The organism is Allorhizobium ampelinum S4, assembly GCF_000016285.1.
Classification (GTDB): Bacteria; Pseudomonadota; Alphaproteobacteria; order Rhizobiales; family Rhizobiaceae; genus Allorhizobium; species Allorhizobium ampelinum.
Map to the genome: position 1 here is coordinate 2002332 of NC_011989.1, position 16821 is coordinate 2019152.

20 protein-coding genes are annotated in these 16821 nt (G+C 56.6%); 15 read left to right on the forward strand and 5 right to left on the reverse strand.

Annotated features, from left to right (window positions below):
• Positions 1-86: 86 nt before the first annotated feature.
• Positions 87-764 (reverse strand): alpha/beta hydrolase, encoded by a 678-nt coding sequence (locus tag AVI_RS09540; RefSeq protein ID WP_015916157.1) that lies wholly within the window; start codon positions 762-764, stop codon positions 87-89.
• Positions 765-1060: 296 nt separating this feature from the next.
• Between AVI_RS09540 and AVI_RS09545 the strand changes: the two genes are divergently transcribed.
• The 8 genes from AVI_RS09545 (at position 1061) to sufA (ending at position 8730) form a co-directional block, all read left to right on the forward strand.
• Positions 1061-2224 carry a cysteine desulfurase family protein gene (locus AVI_RS09545; RefSeq protein WP_015916158.1) on the forward strand — a complete coding sequence of 388 codons (1164 nt, stop codon included), beginning with the start codon at positions 1061-1063 and terminating at the stop codon, positions 2222-2224.
• A 144-nt stretch (positions 2225-2368) separates the two neighbouring features.
• Positions 2369-3838, forward strand: a complete 1470-nt coding sequence (sufB, locus tag AVI_RS09550) for a Fe-S cluster assembly protein SufB (protein WP_015916159.1) — start codon at positions 2369-2371, stop codon at positions 3836-3838.
• Positions 3839-4117: 279 nt separating this feature from the next.
• Positions 4118-4873: a Fe-S cluster assembly ATPase SufC gene (sufC, locus tag AVI_RS09560; RefSeq protein ID WP_015916160.1), complete on the forward strand. Its 756-nt coding sequence runs from the start codon at positions 4118-4120 to the stop codon at positions 4871-4873.
• 23 nt (positions 4874-4896) lie between these two features.
• Positions 4897-6171: a Fe-S cluster assembly protein SufD gene (sufD, locus tag AVI_RS09565; protein WP_015916161.1), complete on the forward strand. Its 1275-nt coding sequence runs from the start codon at positions 4897-4899 to the stop codon at positions 6169-6171.
• Positions 6164-6556 carry a VOC family protein gene (locus AVI_RS09570; protein WP_015916162.1) on the forward strand — a complete coding sequence of 131 codons (393 nt, stop codon included), beginning with the start codon at positions 6164-6166 and terminating at the stop codon, positions 6554-6556. Before sufD ends, AVI_RS09570 begins: the two co-directional genes overlap by 8 nt.
• Positions 6546-7796, forward strand: coding sequence for a cysteine desulfurase (locus tag AVI_RS09575; protein WP_015916163.1), 1251 nt, complete (start codon positions 6546-6548; stop codon positions 7794-7796). Before AVI_RS09570 ends, AVI_RS09575 begins: the two co-directional genes overlap by 11 nt.
• A 26-nt stretch (positions 7797-7822) precedes the next feature.
• Complete coding sequence (locus tag AVI_RS09580; RefSeq protein WP_015916164.1) at positions 7823-8203, forward strand: SUF system Fe-S cluster assembly protein; 381 nt, start codon at positions 7823-7825, stop codon at positions 8201-8203.
• Between the two features lie 140 nt (positions 8204-8343).
• Positions 8344-8730, forward strand: a complete 387-nt coding sequence (sufA, locus tag AVI_RS09585; protein WP_015916165.1) for a Fe-S cluster assembly scaffold SufA — start codon at positions 8344-8346, stop codon at positions 8728-8730.
• A gap of 285 nt (positions 8731-9015) precedes the next feature.
• Here the strand turns inward: sufA and AVI_RS31055 are convergent, their stop codons facing one another.
• A complete protein-coding gene (locus AVI_RS31055) occupies positions 9016-9168 on the reverse strand; it encodes a hypothetical protein (protein ID WP_156536474.1) in 153 nt (50 codons plus the stop codon).
• A gap of 122 nt (positions 9169-9290) precedes the next feature.
• Positions 9291-9416 (reverse strand): hypothetical protein, encoded by a 126-nt coding sequence (locus AVI_RS31715; RefSeq protein ID WP_267889559.1) that lies wholly within the window; start codon positions 9414-9416, stop codon positions 9291-9293.
• Between the two features lie 219 nt (positions 9417-9635).
• On the opposite strand from AVI_RS31715, the gene coaD reads away from it, so the two are divergent.
• The 5 genes from coaD to tgt all read left to right on the forward strand — a co-directional run bounded on the left by coaD (position 9636) and on the right by tgt (position 13617).
• Positions 9636-10130: a pantetheine-phosphate adenylyltransferase gene (gene coaD, locus AVI_RS09590; protein ID WP_015916166.1), complete on the forward strand. Its 495-nt coding sequence runs from the start codon at positions 9636-9638 to the stop codon at positions 10128-10130.
• A 27-nt stretch (positions 10131-10157) separates the two neighbouring features.
• Entirely contained in the window at positions 10158-10736 is a 579-nt protein-coding gene (locus AVI_RS09595; RefSeq protein WP_015916167.1) for a peptidylprolyl isomerase, read from the forward strand.
• 100 nt (positions 10737-10836) lie between these two features.
• Positions 10837-11346 (forward strand): peptidylprolyl isomerase, encoded by a 510-nt coding sequence (locus tag AVI_RS09600; protein ID WP_041696653.1) that lies wholly within the window; start codon positions 10837-10839, stop codon positions 11344-11346.
• 79 nt (positions 11347-11425) lie between these two features.
• Positions 11426-12484 carry a tRNA preQ1(34) S-adenosylmethionine ribosyltransferase-isomerase QueA gene (queA, locus tag AVI_RS09605; protein WP_015916169.1) on the forward strand — a complete coding sequence of 353 codons (1059 nt, stop codon included), beginning with the start codon at positions 11426-11428 and terminating at the stop codon, positions 12482-12484.
• Between the two features lie 2 nt (positions 12485-12486).
• Positions 12487-13617: a tRNA guanosine(34) transglycosylase Tgt gene (gene tgt, locus AVI_RS09610; protein ID WP_015916170.1), complete on the forward strand. Its 1131-nt coding sequence runs from the start codon at positions 12487-12489 to the stop codon at positions 13615-13617.
• A 13-nt stretch (positions 13618-13630) separates the two neighbouring features.
• On the opposite strand, the gene AVI_RS09615 is transcribed toward tgt, so the two are convergent.
• Positions 13631-13918 carry a hypothetical protein gene (locus AVI_RS09615; protein ID WP_015916171.1) on the reverse strand — a complete coding sequence of 96 codons (288 nt, stop codon included), beginning with the start codon at positions 13916-13918 and terminating at the stop codon, positions 13631-13633.
• A gap of 338 nt (positions 13919-14256) precedes the next feature.
• Between AVI_RS09615 and AVI_RS09620 the strand changes: the two genes are divergently transcribed.
• Together AVI_RS09620 and AVI_RS09625 are read left to right on the forward strand one after the other, a co-directional pair.
• The gene (locus AVI_RS09620) at positions 14257-15012 is read left to right on the forward strand and encodes a metallophosphoesterase (RefSeq protein WP_015916172.1); all 756 of its coding nucleotides are present in this window, start codon (positions 14257-14259) and stop codon (positions 15010-15012) included.
• 100 nt (positions 15013-15112) lie between these two features.
• Positions 15113-15700 carry a DUF1349 domain-containing protein gene (locus AVI_RS09625; protein ID WP_015916173.1) on the forward strand — a complete coding sequence of 196 codons (588 nt, stop codon included), beginning with the start codon at positions 15113-15115 and terminating at the stop codon, positions 15698-15700.
• 147 nt (positions 15701-15847) lie between these two features.
• Here AVI_RS09625 and AVI_RS09630 read toward each other — a convergent pair whose 3' ends face one another.
• A complete protein-coding gene (locus AVI_RS09630) occupies positions 15848-16780 on the reverse strand; it encodes an XdhC family protein (RefSeq protein ID WP_015916174.1) in 933 nt (310 codons plus the stop codon).
• Between the last annotated feature and the right edge of the window lie 41 nt (positions 16781-16821).

Sequence of the window (16821 nt, forward strand, 5' to 3'; positions counted from 1 at the left end):
AAGCAAATTTTGACGCATAGACTATGCCACAAAAAACGCCGGTTGAAACAACCGGCGTTTTTATTTGGAAAGGAAAGATGTGCTGATCAGCGCAGCCGCTTGGCAGCCGGTTCCGGCACCAATTCGCCTTCAAGGCGGCGGTCGAGATAATCCTCGCATTCGCCCATCAGCGTTTCGACCTGACCATTGAAGAAATGGTTGGCGCCGGGCAAGGTCTTCTGGGTGATCAGAATACCCTTCTGAGTCTTCAGCTTGTCTACCAGTCCTTGAACGTCCTTTTCCGGCGCAACCTTGTCGGCGTCGCCATGGATAATCAGACCCGACGAAGGGCAGGGGGCGAGGAAGGAGAAATCATAGGTATTCGGCTGCGGCGCAACCGAAATGAATCCTTCGATTTCCGGGCGGCGCATCAACAGCTGCATGCCGATCCACGAGCCGAAGGAATAGCCGGCAACCCAACAGCTCTTCGAATCGGGATGCAGGCTCTGCACCCAATCCAGCGCCGAGGCCGCATCGGACAATTCGCCGGCGCCGTGGTCGAATTCACCCTGGCTACGGCCAATGCTGCGGAAGTTGAAGCGCAGGGTGGTAAAACCACGCTTCTGGAACATGTAGAACAACTGATAAACGATCTGATTGTTCATCGTGCCGCCAAATTGCGGATGCGGATGCAGGATGATCGCAATCGGGGCGCTCTTTTCCTTGGAGGGCTGGTAGCGGCCCTCTAGACGTCCTGCGGGTCCGTTGAAAATGACTTCGGGCATGGATACTCCGGTCTTGGCGTGTTTTTTTGCCTTCGCACCCTTGGCAGGTCGGAAGATGACTTGACGGGGGCACTCAGCTTTTCTAAAACCCAGTTTAGAACCATTCGAAATTATGGGTCGCTGTGTTATTGAATGTGTCATAGGACAGTCGGGGTGAAAATTTCAAGAAAAATGCATCTTCTAAGGCTGATGCATGATTTTCTCCGAAAACAGGGCATGATTTAAGACAATACGCAGGTTTTGCGCCCTCCGGGTCAAGATCGCGGCACAACAAAGTGGACCATATCAGAGAAAACATGGCTGAACGCATTTACATGGACTGGAATGCCACCGCGCCGCTTCTGAATGAAGCGCGTGATGCCATGCTGGCTGCTTTGGCCATGCCGGGCAATCCGTCCTCTGTTCATGCTGAAGGCCGGACTGCCCGCGCCCTGGTAGAAAAGGCGCGCCGCCAGGTGGCGGAACTTGTCGGAGCCGCGCCTGCCAATGTCATCTTCACCTCGACAGCAACGGAAGCGGCAAATTTTGTTCTATCGCCACGCTATAGAATGGGCCGTTCGCTGCTGGCTGTCGGACGAGCCTATGTCTCGGCCATCGAACATCCCGCCGTGCGGCAAGGCGGACGGTTTTCGCCTGACTGTGTGACCGAAATCCCGGTGACTCGGCAGGGCGTGGTCGATCTCGATGCCCTGGAACGGGCGCTGGCCGACCACCCTGCCGATCAGGGCATGCCGCTGGTCGCCGTGATGCTGGCCAACAATGAAACCGGCGTTATCCAGCCGGTCGAAGCTGTTGGGAAACTGGTTCACGCCAAGGGCGGATTGCTGCTGGTGGATGCGGTCCAGGCGGTTGGGCGTATCCTGGTGGATATTGCGGCCCTGGATGCGGATTTCCTGATTGTCTCGGCTCACAAACTTGGCGGCCCCAAAGGGGCTGGTGCCGTGGTTGCTCGCGGCGAGGCGCTGATGCCGGAGCCGCTGGTACGCGGCGGCGGCCAGGAAAAGGGCCATCGTGGCGGCACGGAGAACCTTTCTGCAATTGCGGGCTTCGGCGCTGCTGCGGACCATGCTACAAAAGACTTGATAAATCGCAATTTACAGATTGCGGCCTTGCGAGATGCTTTGGAAACAGGCATGCGCAGCATCGCGCCCGATCTGGTGATCCACGGCGCAGGTCAGACACGTATCGGCAATACGAGTTTTTTCACGCTGCCAGGACTTAAGGCGGAAACCGGGCAGATCGCCTTTGACCTGGAAGGCGTGGCACTGTCTGCCGGAGCGGCCTGTTCTTCCGGCAAGGTTGGACAGAGCCATGTTTTGACGGCGATGGGATTGGATGCCGGCAGTGGCGGCTTGCGACTGTCGCTCGGTCCCGCCACAACGGCAGAGGATATCGAGCGGGTCATCTCGGTTTTCGCCAGGATTGCCGGGCGGCGCCAGCTTGCCGGTCACGCGGCGTGAGACGCGAAAAGAGTGCCTGAAGAGGCGGAATAAACGCAGGTTTGGGGGTGAAAACTCATCTCCATTCCCTATATGAGAGCGGATCCCCCGCTGAAACGTTGACAAGCTGCCGGACCTTGGACCCGGCGAGATTGGAGAACGCTAATGGCTGCCGTACAAGAAACGATCGATCAGGTCCGCCAGATCGACGTCGATCAGTACAAGTATGGTTTTGAAACCATGATCGAAGTCGACAAGGCCCCGAAGGGCTTGTCGGAAGACATCGTCCGTTTCATTTCCGCAAAGAAAAACGAACCGGACTGGATGCTGCAATGGCGTCTTGACGCTTACCAGCGTTGGCTGACGATGGAAGAGCCCGATTGGGCTCGCGTCCACTATCCGAAGATCGACTTCAACGATATCTATTACTATGCCGCGCCGAAAAGCACGGCTGGCCCGACCTCAATCGACGATGTCGATCCTGAGCTTTTGAAGGTCTATGAAAAGCTGGGCATTCCGCTGCGCGAGCAGGAAATCCTGGCAGGCGTCCAGACCTCGAAAATTGCCGTCGATGCGGTCTTCGATTCGGTCTCTGTTGTCACCACGTTCAAGGCTGAATTGATGAAAGCCGGCGTGATCTTCATGTCGATTTCGGAAGCCGTGCGCGAATATCCTGATCTGGTGAAGAAATATCTAGGCACCGTCGTGCCTGTCACCGACAATTATTACGCAACGTTGAATTCGGCAGTGTTTACCGATGGTTCATTTGTGTTCATTCCAAAGGGCGTTCGTTGCCCGATGGAATTGTCCACCTATTTCCGCATCAACGAGAAAAACACCGGCCAATTCGAACGCACGCTGATCATTGCCGAAGAAGGCGCTTACGTCTCCTATCTCGAAGGCTGCACGGCCCCGCAGCGCGATGAAAACCAGTTGCATGCCGCCGTGGTCGAGCTGGTGGCGCTGGACGATGCCGAGATTAAATATTCCACCGTCCAGAACTGGTATCCGGGTGACAAGAACGGCAAGGGCGGCATCTATAATTTCGTCACCAAGCGCGGCGATTGCCGTGGCGCGCGGTCGAAGATTTCGTGGACGCAGGTCGAGACCGGATCGGCGATCACCTGGAAATACCCGTCCTGCATTCTGCGCGGCGATGACAGCCGCGGTGAGTTCTACTCGATTGCCGTTTCCAACGGTTATCAGCAGGTCGATAGCGGCACCAAGATGATCCATCTCGGCAAGAATACGTCGAGCCGCATCATCTCCAAGGGCATTTCGGCGGGCTTTTCCAGCAATACCTATCGCGGCCAGGTTTCTGCGCATCGCAAGGCTGAAAATGCCCGTAACTTCACCCAGTGCGACAGCCTGTTGATCGGCGACAAATGCGGGGCGCATACCGTACCCTATATCGAGGCGAAGAACTCTTCGGCTCAGTTCGAGCATGAGGCGACAACCTCGAAAATCTCGGAAGACCAGCTGTTCTACTGCCTGCAACGCGGCATTCCCCAGGAAGCCGCCATCGCCCTGATCGTCAATGGTTTCGTGCGCGAAGTCATCCAGGAATTGCCGATGGAATTTGCGGTTGAAGCGCAGAAGCTGATCGGGATTTCACTTGAGGGTAGCGTGGGGTGATGATGGAAAAGAGGCAGCGACAAGTAAAGCAGTCGATGCCTCTCCAAGTCGATGAGTTTGAAACGCCACGTCGTAAACATCGGTACCTAGCTGATAGAATGGGGCGTTTCTCGGGTGTCTTAGACATCTTACTTTACCCGCAGGGATGGCTTTGGCTGATTGCTTTTTGTCTTCGTTCGATTGGTCGATTTCTGAAGGCTTTCACCCACTAACCTCAGTCGAATTTCGAATGCAGCGCTGTAAAGCCGCGCAATTCAACTTTGAAGATGGATTATAAAAATGCTTGAAATCAGAAACCTTCACGCCCGGATCGCGGAAGACGGCACGGAGATCATTCGTGGCCTCAACCTGACGGTCAAGGCTGGCGAAGTGGCGGCGATCATGGGGCCGAATGGCTCGGGTAAATCGACGCTGTCCTACATCCTTTCGGGCCGCTCGGACTATGAAGTCACCGAGGGCGAGATCCTCTATAATGGCGAGAGCATTCTGGAGCTTGACCCGGCGGAACGCGCTGCCAAGGGCATTTTCCTGGCCTTCCAATACCCGGTCGAAATTCCGGGCGTTGCCACCATGCAGTTTTTGAAAGTGGCGATGAACGAGCAGCGCAAAGCGCGCGGTGAGGCTGAACTGACGACGCCCGATTTCATCCGACGGGTGAAGGAAGCGGCTGGCGAGTTGAAGATTAACCCCGACATGCTGAAGCGTCCGCTGAATGTCGGCTTCTCCGGTGGTGAGAAAAAGCGCGCGGAAATCCTGCAAATGGCGCTGCTGGCGCCGCAACTGTGCATTCTGGATGAAACCGATAGCGGCCTCGACATCGACGCGCTGAAGATCGTCGCTGATGGCGTAAATGCATTGAAGTCGCCGGATCGTGCCACCATCGTCATCACCCATTATCAGCGCCTGCTGGACTACATCGTGCCAGATACGGTCCATGTTCTCTACAAGGGCCAGATCATCAAGACCGGCGATAAGAGCCTGGCGCTCGATCTGGAAGCCAATGGCTATGCTGACATCATCGGCGAAGCGGCCTGACCGGTCGAAAAAGGAGTGTTGCAATGAACATTCAAGCTGCCAATCGGTCCACAGCGGCCGAGGCTGCGCTGGTCGAAGCCTATACGGCCCAACTCGGTGATTTGCCGGGCGATGGGGCCGTGCTGGGCGCGCGGGATATCCTGTTTGATGACCTGAAGCGGGCTGGCCTGCCAACGCGTCGCGTTGAAGCCTGGCATTATACGGATCTTAAAACCCTGCTACGGGCCATCCCCGACGCTGCAACGCTAACGCCTTCGAAGGCTGTGGCACCGCTGGTGGAGGCGGCTCGTATCTTTGAACTGCGCCAGGGCCTGAGCCGCGACGTTTCTGCGCCAGATGGCGTGAAGGTCCATGCCTATAGCGAAAGCCTGCTGGATGGAACGGCGGCGGCGGATCTGGTTGCCTTCTCCAAGGACGATACTATCGGCCGGATCAATGGCAGTTTCGTGCGTGACGGCTATCGGCTGAGCGTCGAGGACAATGTCGAGGTCGACAGGCTGATCGAGTTGCAGGCCTATCAGGGTGGCGGTCAGAGCCATTCTCGGTTCGTGGCAAGCTTCGGCTCTGGCTCAAAGGCAACGGTGATCGAGCGCCATCGCAATTCCGGCGAAACCGCTGGCCTGATCTCCAGCGTCAGCGACCTGGACTTGGGCGAGGGTGCCGAAGTGACGTGGATCATCGTGCAGACCCAAGGTCTTGCCGATACCCATCTGGGCCAGATCAAGGTCGTGCTGGGGACCAATGCCAAGCTGAAGCTATTTGTGATCAACGCTGGCGGCAAGCTGGTGCGCCAGGAAATCCATGTCAGAACGGCAGGCGAGGGCTCCGATTTCACGCTCCGCGCTGTCAACCTTCTGGGTGGCGAAAGCCATACCGATGTCACCATGACGCTTGGTCATGACGTGCCGAACACCACCTCGACGGAAGTGATCCGCAATGTGGTGTTCGACCGGGCGCGTGGCGTCTTCCAGGGCCAGATCCGGGTTGCTCCCGACGCCCAGAAGACCGATGCACGCATGGCCTGCAACACGCTGTTGATGTCTGACGATGCCGAATATTCGGTCAAGCCGGAACTGGAAATCTTTGCCGATGACGTGCAATGCGCCCATGGTGCAACGGTTGCCGATATCGACCACAACCACCTCTATTACCTGATGGCGCGCGGCATCCCGCAAAAAGTCGCCCGTGGGCTGCTGATCAAGGCTTTCGTCACCGAATTGGTGGAAGAACTGGAAGATGAGGAACTGGTCGAGGCCCTGGAAGGGGTGATCTCCGACTGGCTGGAGACCCATGGCTGATCTCCCCGTCAATCTCGATCACGCCGTGATCCATGTTTCCGATTGGGAACGGGCGCGCGATTTCTACACGAAAGTGATCGGGGCTGAAGCGGTCGCCACGGCAGCCGGAGGATATGTTTTTCGGCTTGGTGCACAGCAGTTGAATGTTCATGGCCCCGGCGCAATCGGCACGCCGGTGGCCCGCATTCCTGTCGCTCCGGGAAACAGCGATCTTTGCTTCCGCTGGCGTGGAAAGATCAGCGATGCCAAGGCCCATCTCGAGGCCCAGGGGATTGCAATCGAACTGGGACCCGTTCGTCGTTTCGGCGCTATGGGCGAGGGAACAAGCCTCTATTTTCGCGATCCGGATGGTTCGCTCATGGAGTTTATCAGCTATGACGCTTAATCTGGCGAAACTTCCATCGACCTATGATGTTGAGGCCGTCCGAAAGGATTTCCCGATCCTGTCACGGCTGGTGCATGGCGATAAACCGCTGGTCTACCTGGATAACGGTGCGTCTGCGCAAAAACCCCAGGTGGTGATCGATGCCATCAGCCATGCCTATTCCAACGAATATGCCAATGTGCATCGCGGCCTGCATTTTCTGTCCAATACCGCGACCGATGCTTATGAGGCAGCCCGCGAAAAGGTGCGGCGTTTTCTGAATGCCGGATCGGTGGACGAGGTGATTTTCACCAAGTCTTCAACCGAAGCTATCAATACGGTGGCCTACGGCCATGGCATGAAAGAGATCGGCGAGGGCGATGAAATCCTCCTGACCATCATGGAGCATCACTCCAATATCGTGCCCTGGCATTTCCTGCGGGAACGCAAGGGGGCAAAGCTGGTCTGGGTGCCGGTGGATGATGATGGTGCGTTCCACATCGAGGAATTCGAAAAGCGGCTGACCGACCGTACCAAGCTTATTGCCGTCACCCATATGTCCAATGCGCTCGGAACCGTGGTTCCGGTCAAGGAGATTTGCCGGATCGCCAGGGAGCGCGGCATTCCGGTGCTGGTCGATGGCAGCCAGGCGGCGGTGCATATGCCGGTCGATGTGCAAGACATCGACTGCGACTGGTATGTGATGACCGGCCACAAGCTTTACGGCCCATCCGGCATCGGCGTGCTCTATGGCAAGATGGACCGGTTGCGCGCCATGCAGCCCTTCATGGGCGGCGGCGAAATGATTGTCGATGTGACCGAGGATATGGTAACGTACAATGATCCGCCGCATCGGTTTGAGGCAGGAACGCCGCCGATTGTTCAGGCCATTGGGCTTGGCCATGCGCTGGATTATATCGAGGGTCTTGGCCGCGAAGCAATTGCCGCTCACGAGGCCGATTTGACTGCCTATGCCCATGAGCGGCTGACGGCGATCAATTCGCTGCGGATTTTCGGCAATGCACCGGGCAAGGGCGCGATCTTCTCCTTCGAGATCAAGGGCATCCACGCCCATGATGTCTCGATGCTGATCGACCGGCGCGGCGTGGCGGTTCGGGCTGGCACGCATTGCGCTCAGCCATTGCTGTCGCGTTTCGGTGTTACCTCTACCTGCCGGGCCTCTTTTGGCCTATATAATACCCGTGAAGAAATCGATGCGCTGGTGGAAGCGCTTGACTATGCCAAGACCTTCTTCGGCTGAGGATTGAAACCATGAGCGTCAGCGATATGAATACCAGTAAAAATGACGAGAAGCCGGACGCGCGCGAAGGCATCGTTCATTCCAGCATCCCACCGGAGGAAGTCGCCCGCTTGTCGGACGATATCATTTCGGCCCTTAAAACCGTCTATGACCCGGAAATTCCGGCGGATATTTTTGAGCTTGGCCTGATCTACAAGGTCGATATTGAAGACGACCGCATGGTGAAAATCATGATGACACTGACGGCACCCGGCTGCCCGGTGGCTGGCGAAATGCCAGGCTGGGTGGAAAATGCGGTTGGCTCGGTGGAGGGTGTTTCCGGCGTGCAGGTGGAAATGACCTTCGATCCACCATGGACACCGGACCGGATGTCTGAAGAGGCGCAGGTCTCCATCGGCTGGTATTAAGTAAGGGCGGCTTGCTGAAAGGCGAGCTGCCTATTACATTGTCAACATGCCGGTTTTGTCTGGCGCTGTTCCGGTTAAGAAACCGAACCCACTTTAAAAAACACCGGGCCTTGAACCCGGCTGTGAAAAGGAGAAAGCCTATGGGCTTTGCGGTGATGACCATGACCGATGCGGCAGCAGCCCGCGTCAAGGAAATTGTCGAGAATTCTGGTCCCGATGCCAAGGGCATTCGTGTCGGCATCAAGAAGGGTGGCTGTGCGGGGATGGAATATACCATCGACCTGGTGACGGAGCCTAACCCGAGGGATGACTTGATTGCCCGCGACGGCGCCTCCGTCTGGCTGGAGCCAGCTGCTGTGCTCTATCTGCTGGGTACAGAAATTGATTTTGAGACCACGACGCTTCGCTCCGGCTTCACCTTCCGCAATCCGAACCAGACCTCTGCCTGCGGCTGCGGCGAGTCTGTGGAGTTGAAGGCCGCAGATTTGGCTGAACTTGCCAAGCAGCGGCAGGCAGTCCACGTCTGATCAGAGCCTATTTCTGCCATAAAATAATGTCACAAAAAGAAACGCCTCGCTTTCAGATGAAAGGCGAGGCGTTTCTCATAGATCCGGGTAGAATTCAATTATTTCAACAGGGATCGCAAATCATCTTGCTCACGACGTAGCGCAGAGATCGTCGAAACGACAGAGTAGACAAACATCGCGCTGATAGCAGCCGAGAGCACGCCGAGAAGCAAGAACATCTTGTTTTCCTTTGTGTCTGATCATCACTTATCCAGCCTCAACGAAAATCCTGCACCAAGGTTCCAATCAGCGGCTGGCGCTGTGGTAAGGCTGCGAAATCGACGTACGGAAATTGGAAGGGGCGCGGTCTTCGTTCATGTGAAAACCAATGCTCGTTGCCAGCATAGCGCCGATCATGGCAGTCCAAACCAGATTAATCATCGTCACTTTATCAAGCATGGGTTTCGTCCTTCGTTTTGACGGGGTCAGTTGCAGCAACAATGGCTGCAACCGCGTCTTGTTCCTGTGAGCAGTGCACTCTTTTTACAAAAGCCGTGCTGAAGCTGCCCTTAACACTCCGTTCATCTGGCGTTCATCTGAGCGGCCAGAAATGCGAAGCAGTCGTCTTCATGTTCATCAAACCAAGCAACCAATGCTTCAAGAACAAATGCGCTGGCAATTGCGATACTCAAAACAACTACAAGCATTGTTTGCTCTCTTGGCCTTGTCGTTGAACATGATCCCTGTATAAACACCCGGCCTTGAAGCGGGCCTGAATGTGCCGTTCATCAGGCATTCATGGGGCAGGCAGGGAATGGTCTGGCCACAAATATGAACGAAACAGACATGAAAACCGGGGCGGTAGGCGCTTGCGGTTCCAGTCTGTCCGTGACAAAAGGCGGGCATAAAAAGATGAGGGCGGACCGATGACAATTGCCTTTTATCCGGGCTCTTTCGACCCGATGACCAATGGCCACCTGGATGTCCTGGTTCAGGCGCTCAATGTCGTTCCCAAGGTTGTCGTCGGGATCGGCATTCATCCCGGCAAAGTGCCGATGTTCAGCTTCGAGGAGCGCGCAGAACTGATTGCGACCAGCCTTGGAGAGGCTGTACCTTTGCGGGCAGGGGATGTCTCGGTCATCGCTTTCGATGGTCTGGCCGTCGATGCCGCCCGCCAGCATGGGGCGACGCTTCTGGTTCGCGGCCTGCGTGATGGGTCGGATCTCGACTATGAAATGCAGCTTGCGGGCATGAACCGGCAGATGGCGCCAGATCTGCAAACAGTCTTCTTGCCAGCCGGCACGGCTTCGCGGCCCATAACGGCCACATTGGTCCGGCAAATCGCCACCATGGGCGGTGATGTCAGCGCCTTTGTCCCCCCGCAGGTGTCGCGGGCATTGAAATCCCGGCTCAAAACCTGAGCCGATCCGAGAAATTACGGAGCCTTCATGAAACTCATGTCTCTTGCTTTCGCGGGCCTGCTCGCGCTTTCCTCCCTTGCCACCAACGCAATGGCCCAGGCCGCCTCTGGTGATAACACCATGACCATCCAGCTGAAGGACGGCCCCGTCGTCGTACAGCTGATGCCGGAGGTCGCACCAAAGCATGTCGCGCAGATCAAGACGCTGGTGAGCCAGGGTCAATATGACAACGTCGCCTTTCACCGCGTCATCGAGGGCTTCATGGCCCAGACCGGCGACGTGCAATATGGCAATATGAAATCCGGCTTCGACAAGAGCCGCGCAGGCACCGGCGCTTCCAAGCTGCCCAATATTCCCGCTGAGTTTTCCAAGACACCTTTTGTTCGTGGCACAGTCGGCATGGCCCGTTCCCAGGATCCGAATTCTGCCAATTCGCAATTTTTCATCATGTTCGGTGACGGCAGCTTCCTGAACGGCCAATATACCGCAGTCGGCAAGGTTGTCTCCGGCATGGAATTTGTCGATAAGATCAAGCGCGGCCAGGGCGGCAATGGTGAGGTCAGTGACCCCGACCGGATGATCAAGGTCACCCTCGGAAAGAAGTAATTTACCACCGCGCATCGCCCCTCTTGCCAGCCTGTCCGGGCAGGCGAGGAGGGAATGACCATTAAAAGTCCGAGAAAATCGGAATACCAAGGAGAAAAACATGGCCGAGATCAAAGATCCGGAAAATACCGTCATCCTGGAAACCACCAAGGGCAAGGTCGTTATCAGCCTTTTCCCTGATCTGGCCCCCGGCCATGTCGCACGCATCAAGGAATTGGCCCGCGAAGGCGCCTATGATGGCGTGGTTTTCCACCGCGTCATTCCCGATTTCATGGCCCAGACTGGCGACGTGAAATTCGGCAAGAAGGGTGGCGAAAGCTTCAATCCGGGCCGCGCTGGCATGGGCGGCTCCGACAAGCCGGACCTGAAGGCTGAATTTTCGGCCACGCCACATGTGCGCGGCACCTGCTCCATGGCCCGTTCGCAAAGCCCGAACTCTGCCAATTCGCAGTTCTTCATCTGCTTTACCGATGCGCCTTGGCTGAACAAGCAATATTCCGTCTGGGGCCAGGTCATCGAAGGCATGGATGTCATCGACGCCGTCAAGAAGGGCGAACCGGTCACCGATCCGGATTCGATCATCTCGATGAAAGTCGCCGCCGACGCCTGATTTCGGCTTTTCTGTCAGCCCGCTCCGGTGCTTCGGCGCCGGGGCGGGTTTTCGCGTTTCCAAACCCTGTTGCGGTATCATGCGTGTAGACCTGTTCGATTTCGACCTTCCTGACGAAAATATCGCGCTGCGCCCGGCCAATCCGCGCGATCAAGCGCGGTTTCTGATCGTTCGCCCGGATGGATCGCTGATGCTGGAAGATCGCCGGGTGTTCGAGCTGCCGTCCTTCCTGAGGGCAGGAGATGCGCTTGTCTTCAACGACACCAAGGTCATTCCGGCCCAGCTGGAAGGTGTTCGCATCCGGGAAGGGGCCGAGCGCACGCCGGTGTCCTGCACGCTGCATATGCGCGTTGCCGCCAATCGCTGGAAAGCCTTTGCAAGGCCGGGCAAACGGATCAAGCAAGGCGACGTGATCGACTTCGACGGCCTCTCGGCAAACGTCGCGGAAAAAGGTGAGGCGGGCGAAATCGATCTGGAATTTGCTGCCTCCGGCCCCGATCTTGACCGGGCGATTGCGGGTGTCGGCCATATCCCGTTGCCGCCCTATATTGCCGCAAAACGCCCGGAAGACAGCCAGGACCGCACCGATTATCAGACCATTTATGCGCGGGAAGAGGGGGCGGTTGCCGCACCAACCGCCGGTCTGCACTTCACGCCTGCCCTGTTCGAGGCGCTCGATAAAGCCGGGATCGAGCGCCATTTCGTAACGCTGCATGTCGGCGCGGGCACCTTCCTGCCGGTCAAGGCCGACGATACCGACGACCACAAAATGCATCAGGAAATCGGCCATGTCTCGGCTGAGACGGCGGAGGCCCTGAACGCGGTCAAGGCGCGGGGCGGGCGGATCGTCAGTGTCGGCACCACGTCATTGCGGCTGCTGGAAAGCGCTGCCAGCGAGGATGGCCGTCTCCTGCCCTGGTCGGATGCGACGGGCATTTTCATCACGCCCGGCTACCGCTTCAAGGCGGTTGATGTGCTGATGACCAATTTTCACCTGCCGAAATCCACGCTGTTTATGCTGGTTTCGGCGTTTGCCGGGCTTGAAACCATGCGGGCCGCCTATGCCCATGCGATCGAGACCGGCTACCGTTTTTATTCCTACGGCGATTCCAGCCTGCTCTTCCGGAAAGACAAATAACAATGAGCGAGCAGTTCACGTTTACCCTGAAAGCCACCAGCGGCAAGGCCCGGCTTGGCGAAATCACCATGCCGCGCGGCGCGATCCGCACGCCGGCCTTCATGCCGGTCGGCACGGTCGGCACGGTCAAGGCCATGTATCTCGATCAGGTGCGGGAAGGGGGCGCCGATATCATTCTGGGCAATACCTACCACCTGATGCTGCGTCCAGGCGCTGAGCGCGTCGCTAGACTGGGCGGTTTGCACGAGTTGATCCGCTGGCCGCAGCCGATCCTGACCGACAGCGGCGGGTTTCAGGTCATGTCGCTCTCTGGCCTGCGCAAGCTGGATGAGCAGGGCGTCACCTTCAAGAGCCATATCGACGGTTCGCTGCATCACATGTCGCCGGAAAGATCCATCGAAATCCAGGGCCTGCTGGACAGTGATATCCAGATGCAATTGGACGAATGCGTCGCCTTGCCCGCTGAACCGCGTGAGATTGAGCGGGCCATGGAAATGTCATTGCGCTGGGCGGAGCGTTGCCGCGTTGCCTTTGGCGAACAACCCGGCAAGGCAATGTTCGGCATCGTGCAGGGCGGCGATCAGCCGGGCTTACGCATACGTTCTGCCGAAGGGCTGAAGCAATTGGACCTGAAAGGCTATGCCGTCGGCGGGTTGGCGGTCGGTGAGCCGCAGGAGGTGATGCTCAGCATGCTTGACATCACCCTGCCGGTGCTGCCGACAGAAAAGCCGCGCTACCTGATGGGCGTCGGCACGCCGGACGATATGTTGAAATCGGTCGCGCGTGGCATCGATATGTTCGATTGCGTCATGCCGACCCGCTCCGGCCGTCATGGCCTCGCCTTCACCCGCCGCGGCAAGGTCAATATCCGCAATGCTCGCCACGCGGAGGATAAACGCCCCCTGGACGAACAATCGTCCTGCCCGGCGGCACGAGATTACTCGCGTGCCTATCTGCACCATCTGGTGCGTTCCAACGAAGCGCTGGGCGGCATGCTGTTATCCTGGAACAACCTATCCTATTATCAGGAACTGATGCAGGGCATCCGCCAGTCAATCGCCGAAGGCAGGTTTGAAGATTTCATGGCCGAGACCATGGAATGCTGGGCGCGGGGTGATATCGAGGCGGCGTAAAGGTTTGATCTGATCAGTGCTCTGCCATGTTAGACTGTGGGCCAGACACAGCAACAGCAGACAGATGGACGGATGAGATCGCGGTCTGCGATGCCCGAAAGGCCAGGGCCTCGATCAGGGACTGCTGGATGGCATCGCGCAATTGATGCGATGTTTTCACCGTCTGCTTCTTGTCGAGCCACTGCGCCGCGTTGACAAGGTTTGCGCCTTCCTGAACCATGATCCTGTGCGCGCGCTCCAGCGCCCAGGATTCCCAATCATTGTTGAGCCAATCATTGCTGAGAAAGTGTTCAATAGACATATCATTTGCCCCCGGAAACATGTCCGTCATCAATGCGATTCATTCGCCAAAACAGAATAACAAACCTTATGATTCGCTAAAAAATAAAAGCGCGTTAAGTCCGATTTTTTCGTGAGATACCTGAAATTTACAGGGAGTATTTTTGAGTTATCAAGTCTAAGTTGGGCATTTGACACAGTTGTCTTATTTAAAGTTGCTGGCAGACGGACAAGAGCAATAGCTGGCGTGGTTTAATTGTGAATTTCGAGAGCCCTTTTGGTTTCGTCCTCACGCATGGTGGGTGAAGCAAATGGGCAAAAATGACATGAGAACGAACAGCAGATCGAGCTGGAGAGTATATGCGGATTTTTGTCGGATCGGATTTTCACGCAGACCATCAGGAGAACATGGACTGGCTCCGGCAGATCTCGACGCACGACTACCGGCAGGACGTGCTGATCGTTGCCGGAGACGTTGCAAACGGCATGGCGCTGTTTCAGACAGTCATGGAACTCCTGGCCCAGCGATTTTTCAAGGTTCTATATGTGCCGGGCAATCACGATCTATGGGTTGATGCCGAAGGGCAGGGCTCATCCTTCGACAAGTTCCAGCGGCTGAAAGCCGCCTGCGCCGATCTGGATATCGGCATGGAACCATTGGCACTCGGCAACACGCTGATCGTCCCGCTGCTGGGCTGGTACGATTACTCTTTCGGTCCGCCCGGCTCCATCCTCAAACAGGCCTGGATGGATTACCGCCGCTGTGATTGGGAAGGCGGTTCCGATGATGAGGTCAGCCGGTATTTTGACAGTGGCAATGCGGAACCAGATACATCAGGGTTTTCATCGATCCTGTCTTTTTCGCATTTCCTGCCACGCATCGATCTGATGCCGGAGCGTATGCCGGAAAAATACCGATTCCTTTATCCAGTGCTTGGCTCCAGCCGGTTGGAAGACAGGATCGCGGCTCTCGGCTCCCACCTGCATATCTACGGTCACAGCCATCTCAACCGCCGTATCATCAAGGACGGACGTACCTATATCAACAACGCCTTCGGCTATCCTTCGGAGCGCCACATTGCTGCAAGGATGCTGATGCAAGTGGGTGATGTCTAGAGGACGTTTGTGCTGTTCGCACAGAGCGCGGATCTCCCGATCGCTCACGTCCAGCACAATGGCTTCCGGAGGGCGAAGGTCAATTTAAGGAGGAAAACTCGTGGACGTTAATCTCAAAGAGGCCAACTGGCTCAATCAACCGGCAGTGTGGCAGGCCACAAAAACTGGCCTTACTCTAACGACGGATGCGAACACTGATTTCTGGCGTAAGACCCATTACGGATTTACGCGCGATAGCGGGCATTTCCTCGGTACTTCCGTTGACGATGGTTTCACGGCGTTTGTCCGCGTCCAGGGGGAGTTTCGGTCACTCTATGACCAAGCTGGCCTTATGGTGCGCATTGACGAAAGTCGTTGGGTCAAGACAGGTGTGGAATTCACCGATGGAGAACGCTTCCTGAGTACGGTCATCACTGATGGGAAATCTGACTGGTCAGTATCCCAGCCTTTCAAAGAGCTCGAAGATTTCTATATTCGGGTGACACTGAAGGAAGGCGCGATGCGCATTCAGGCATCGTCAGATGGCAGTGTGTGGCCGCTACTGCGTCTTGCTCCGTTTCCAGAGGCTTCTCGTTATCTCGTCGGCTTGACTGCGTGTACGCCTGAACGAGGTGGACTGGATGTTCGGTTCTCAGAGTTCACAATAGGCGCGGCGATAACGACCGATCTTCATGACCTTACAGCGTAGCAGTGCCAACAAGCATTCCACATTTGAAAATGAACTCTGCCTTTGTTATCTATTGCAAGTCGCACTTCATCCTTGAACCCACCCCAGCTACATACAAAAGTTAGATAAGATAGATTATGGAACTAATTGATATCCAAAGAGTGAGATTTACCCGAACCGGGCAACTCGTGTGGCGGCAAGATCAGCCAGCACCGACAATGCCAAGGACTGGGCATCTCGAGCTCTATTGAAGATGCCGATGGGTGATTTGATGCGGGCTAAGTCGGCTTCACTGTATCCGATGTCGCGCAGCCGTTCCATCCGCCTCGCATGGGTTCTGGCGCTGCCGAGAGCGCCGAGATAGAAAGGCTCAGCACCAAGCGCTGCCTGAAGAACCGGTATTTCCAAATCGATATCATGGTGCAGAAGTGCCACTGCCGTATCTGCGTCAATCCGGCTGGCATCCGGCTCAAGGTTGGCGTTATCGTGACGATAGACTTCATAGCCCGCAGCCTCGGCGATCCTGGCGGTCGTATCGACTTCGATAGATCGACCAGACAGAAAAACCCGCGCCCTTGGGCGGTAGACCGTGACGAAATTTTCGCATTGCCAACCGGCGCGTTTCGGCGCCTCGATTGCTGTTAAGGCCTGTTTCGACGGTTCGTAGCGCAGACCGGCTGGAGACCTGTTTTCAAGGCCATCAAGCACGGTGCGGATCGGCGCGCTGTGGCGAAGAACGTGGATGGCGATGGTGATGCCGCCGCCACAGGGCAGCACGATATCGAAAAACGGCGATCCTTCGCCAAACAATACGTGGCGATCCGCACCTTCGCCAATAGCATCTACCGCTTCACTGGCCACCGCTGCCTCGACGCAGCCACCTGAGACGAAACCGCAATAACGGCCATCGTCGCGGATCGCCATATGCGCGCCGAGCGCACGCGCGGATCCACCCCGGATCTCTATAAGAGTGGCGAGTGCGACGCCTGCCCCGCCGTCGAGACAGTCCATCGCGAACCGTAATATATCCGCGGCACTATCGGTCGAAAATGCCCTTTCAGGTACCAAGGTCCTGAAGGCTGTTTGGGATATATTGTTCATTCAGGCACCACTTTCTTTCCCTTCGCCATACCGTCGGCGCA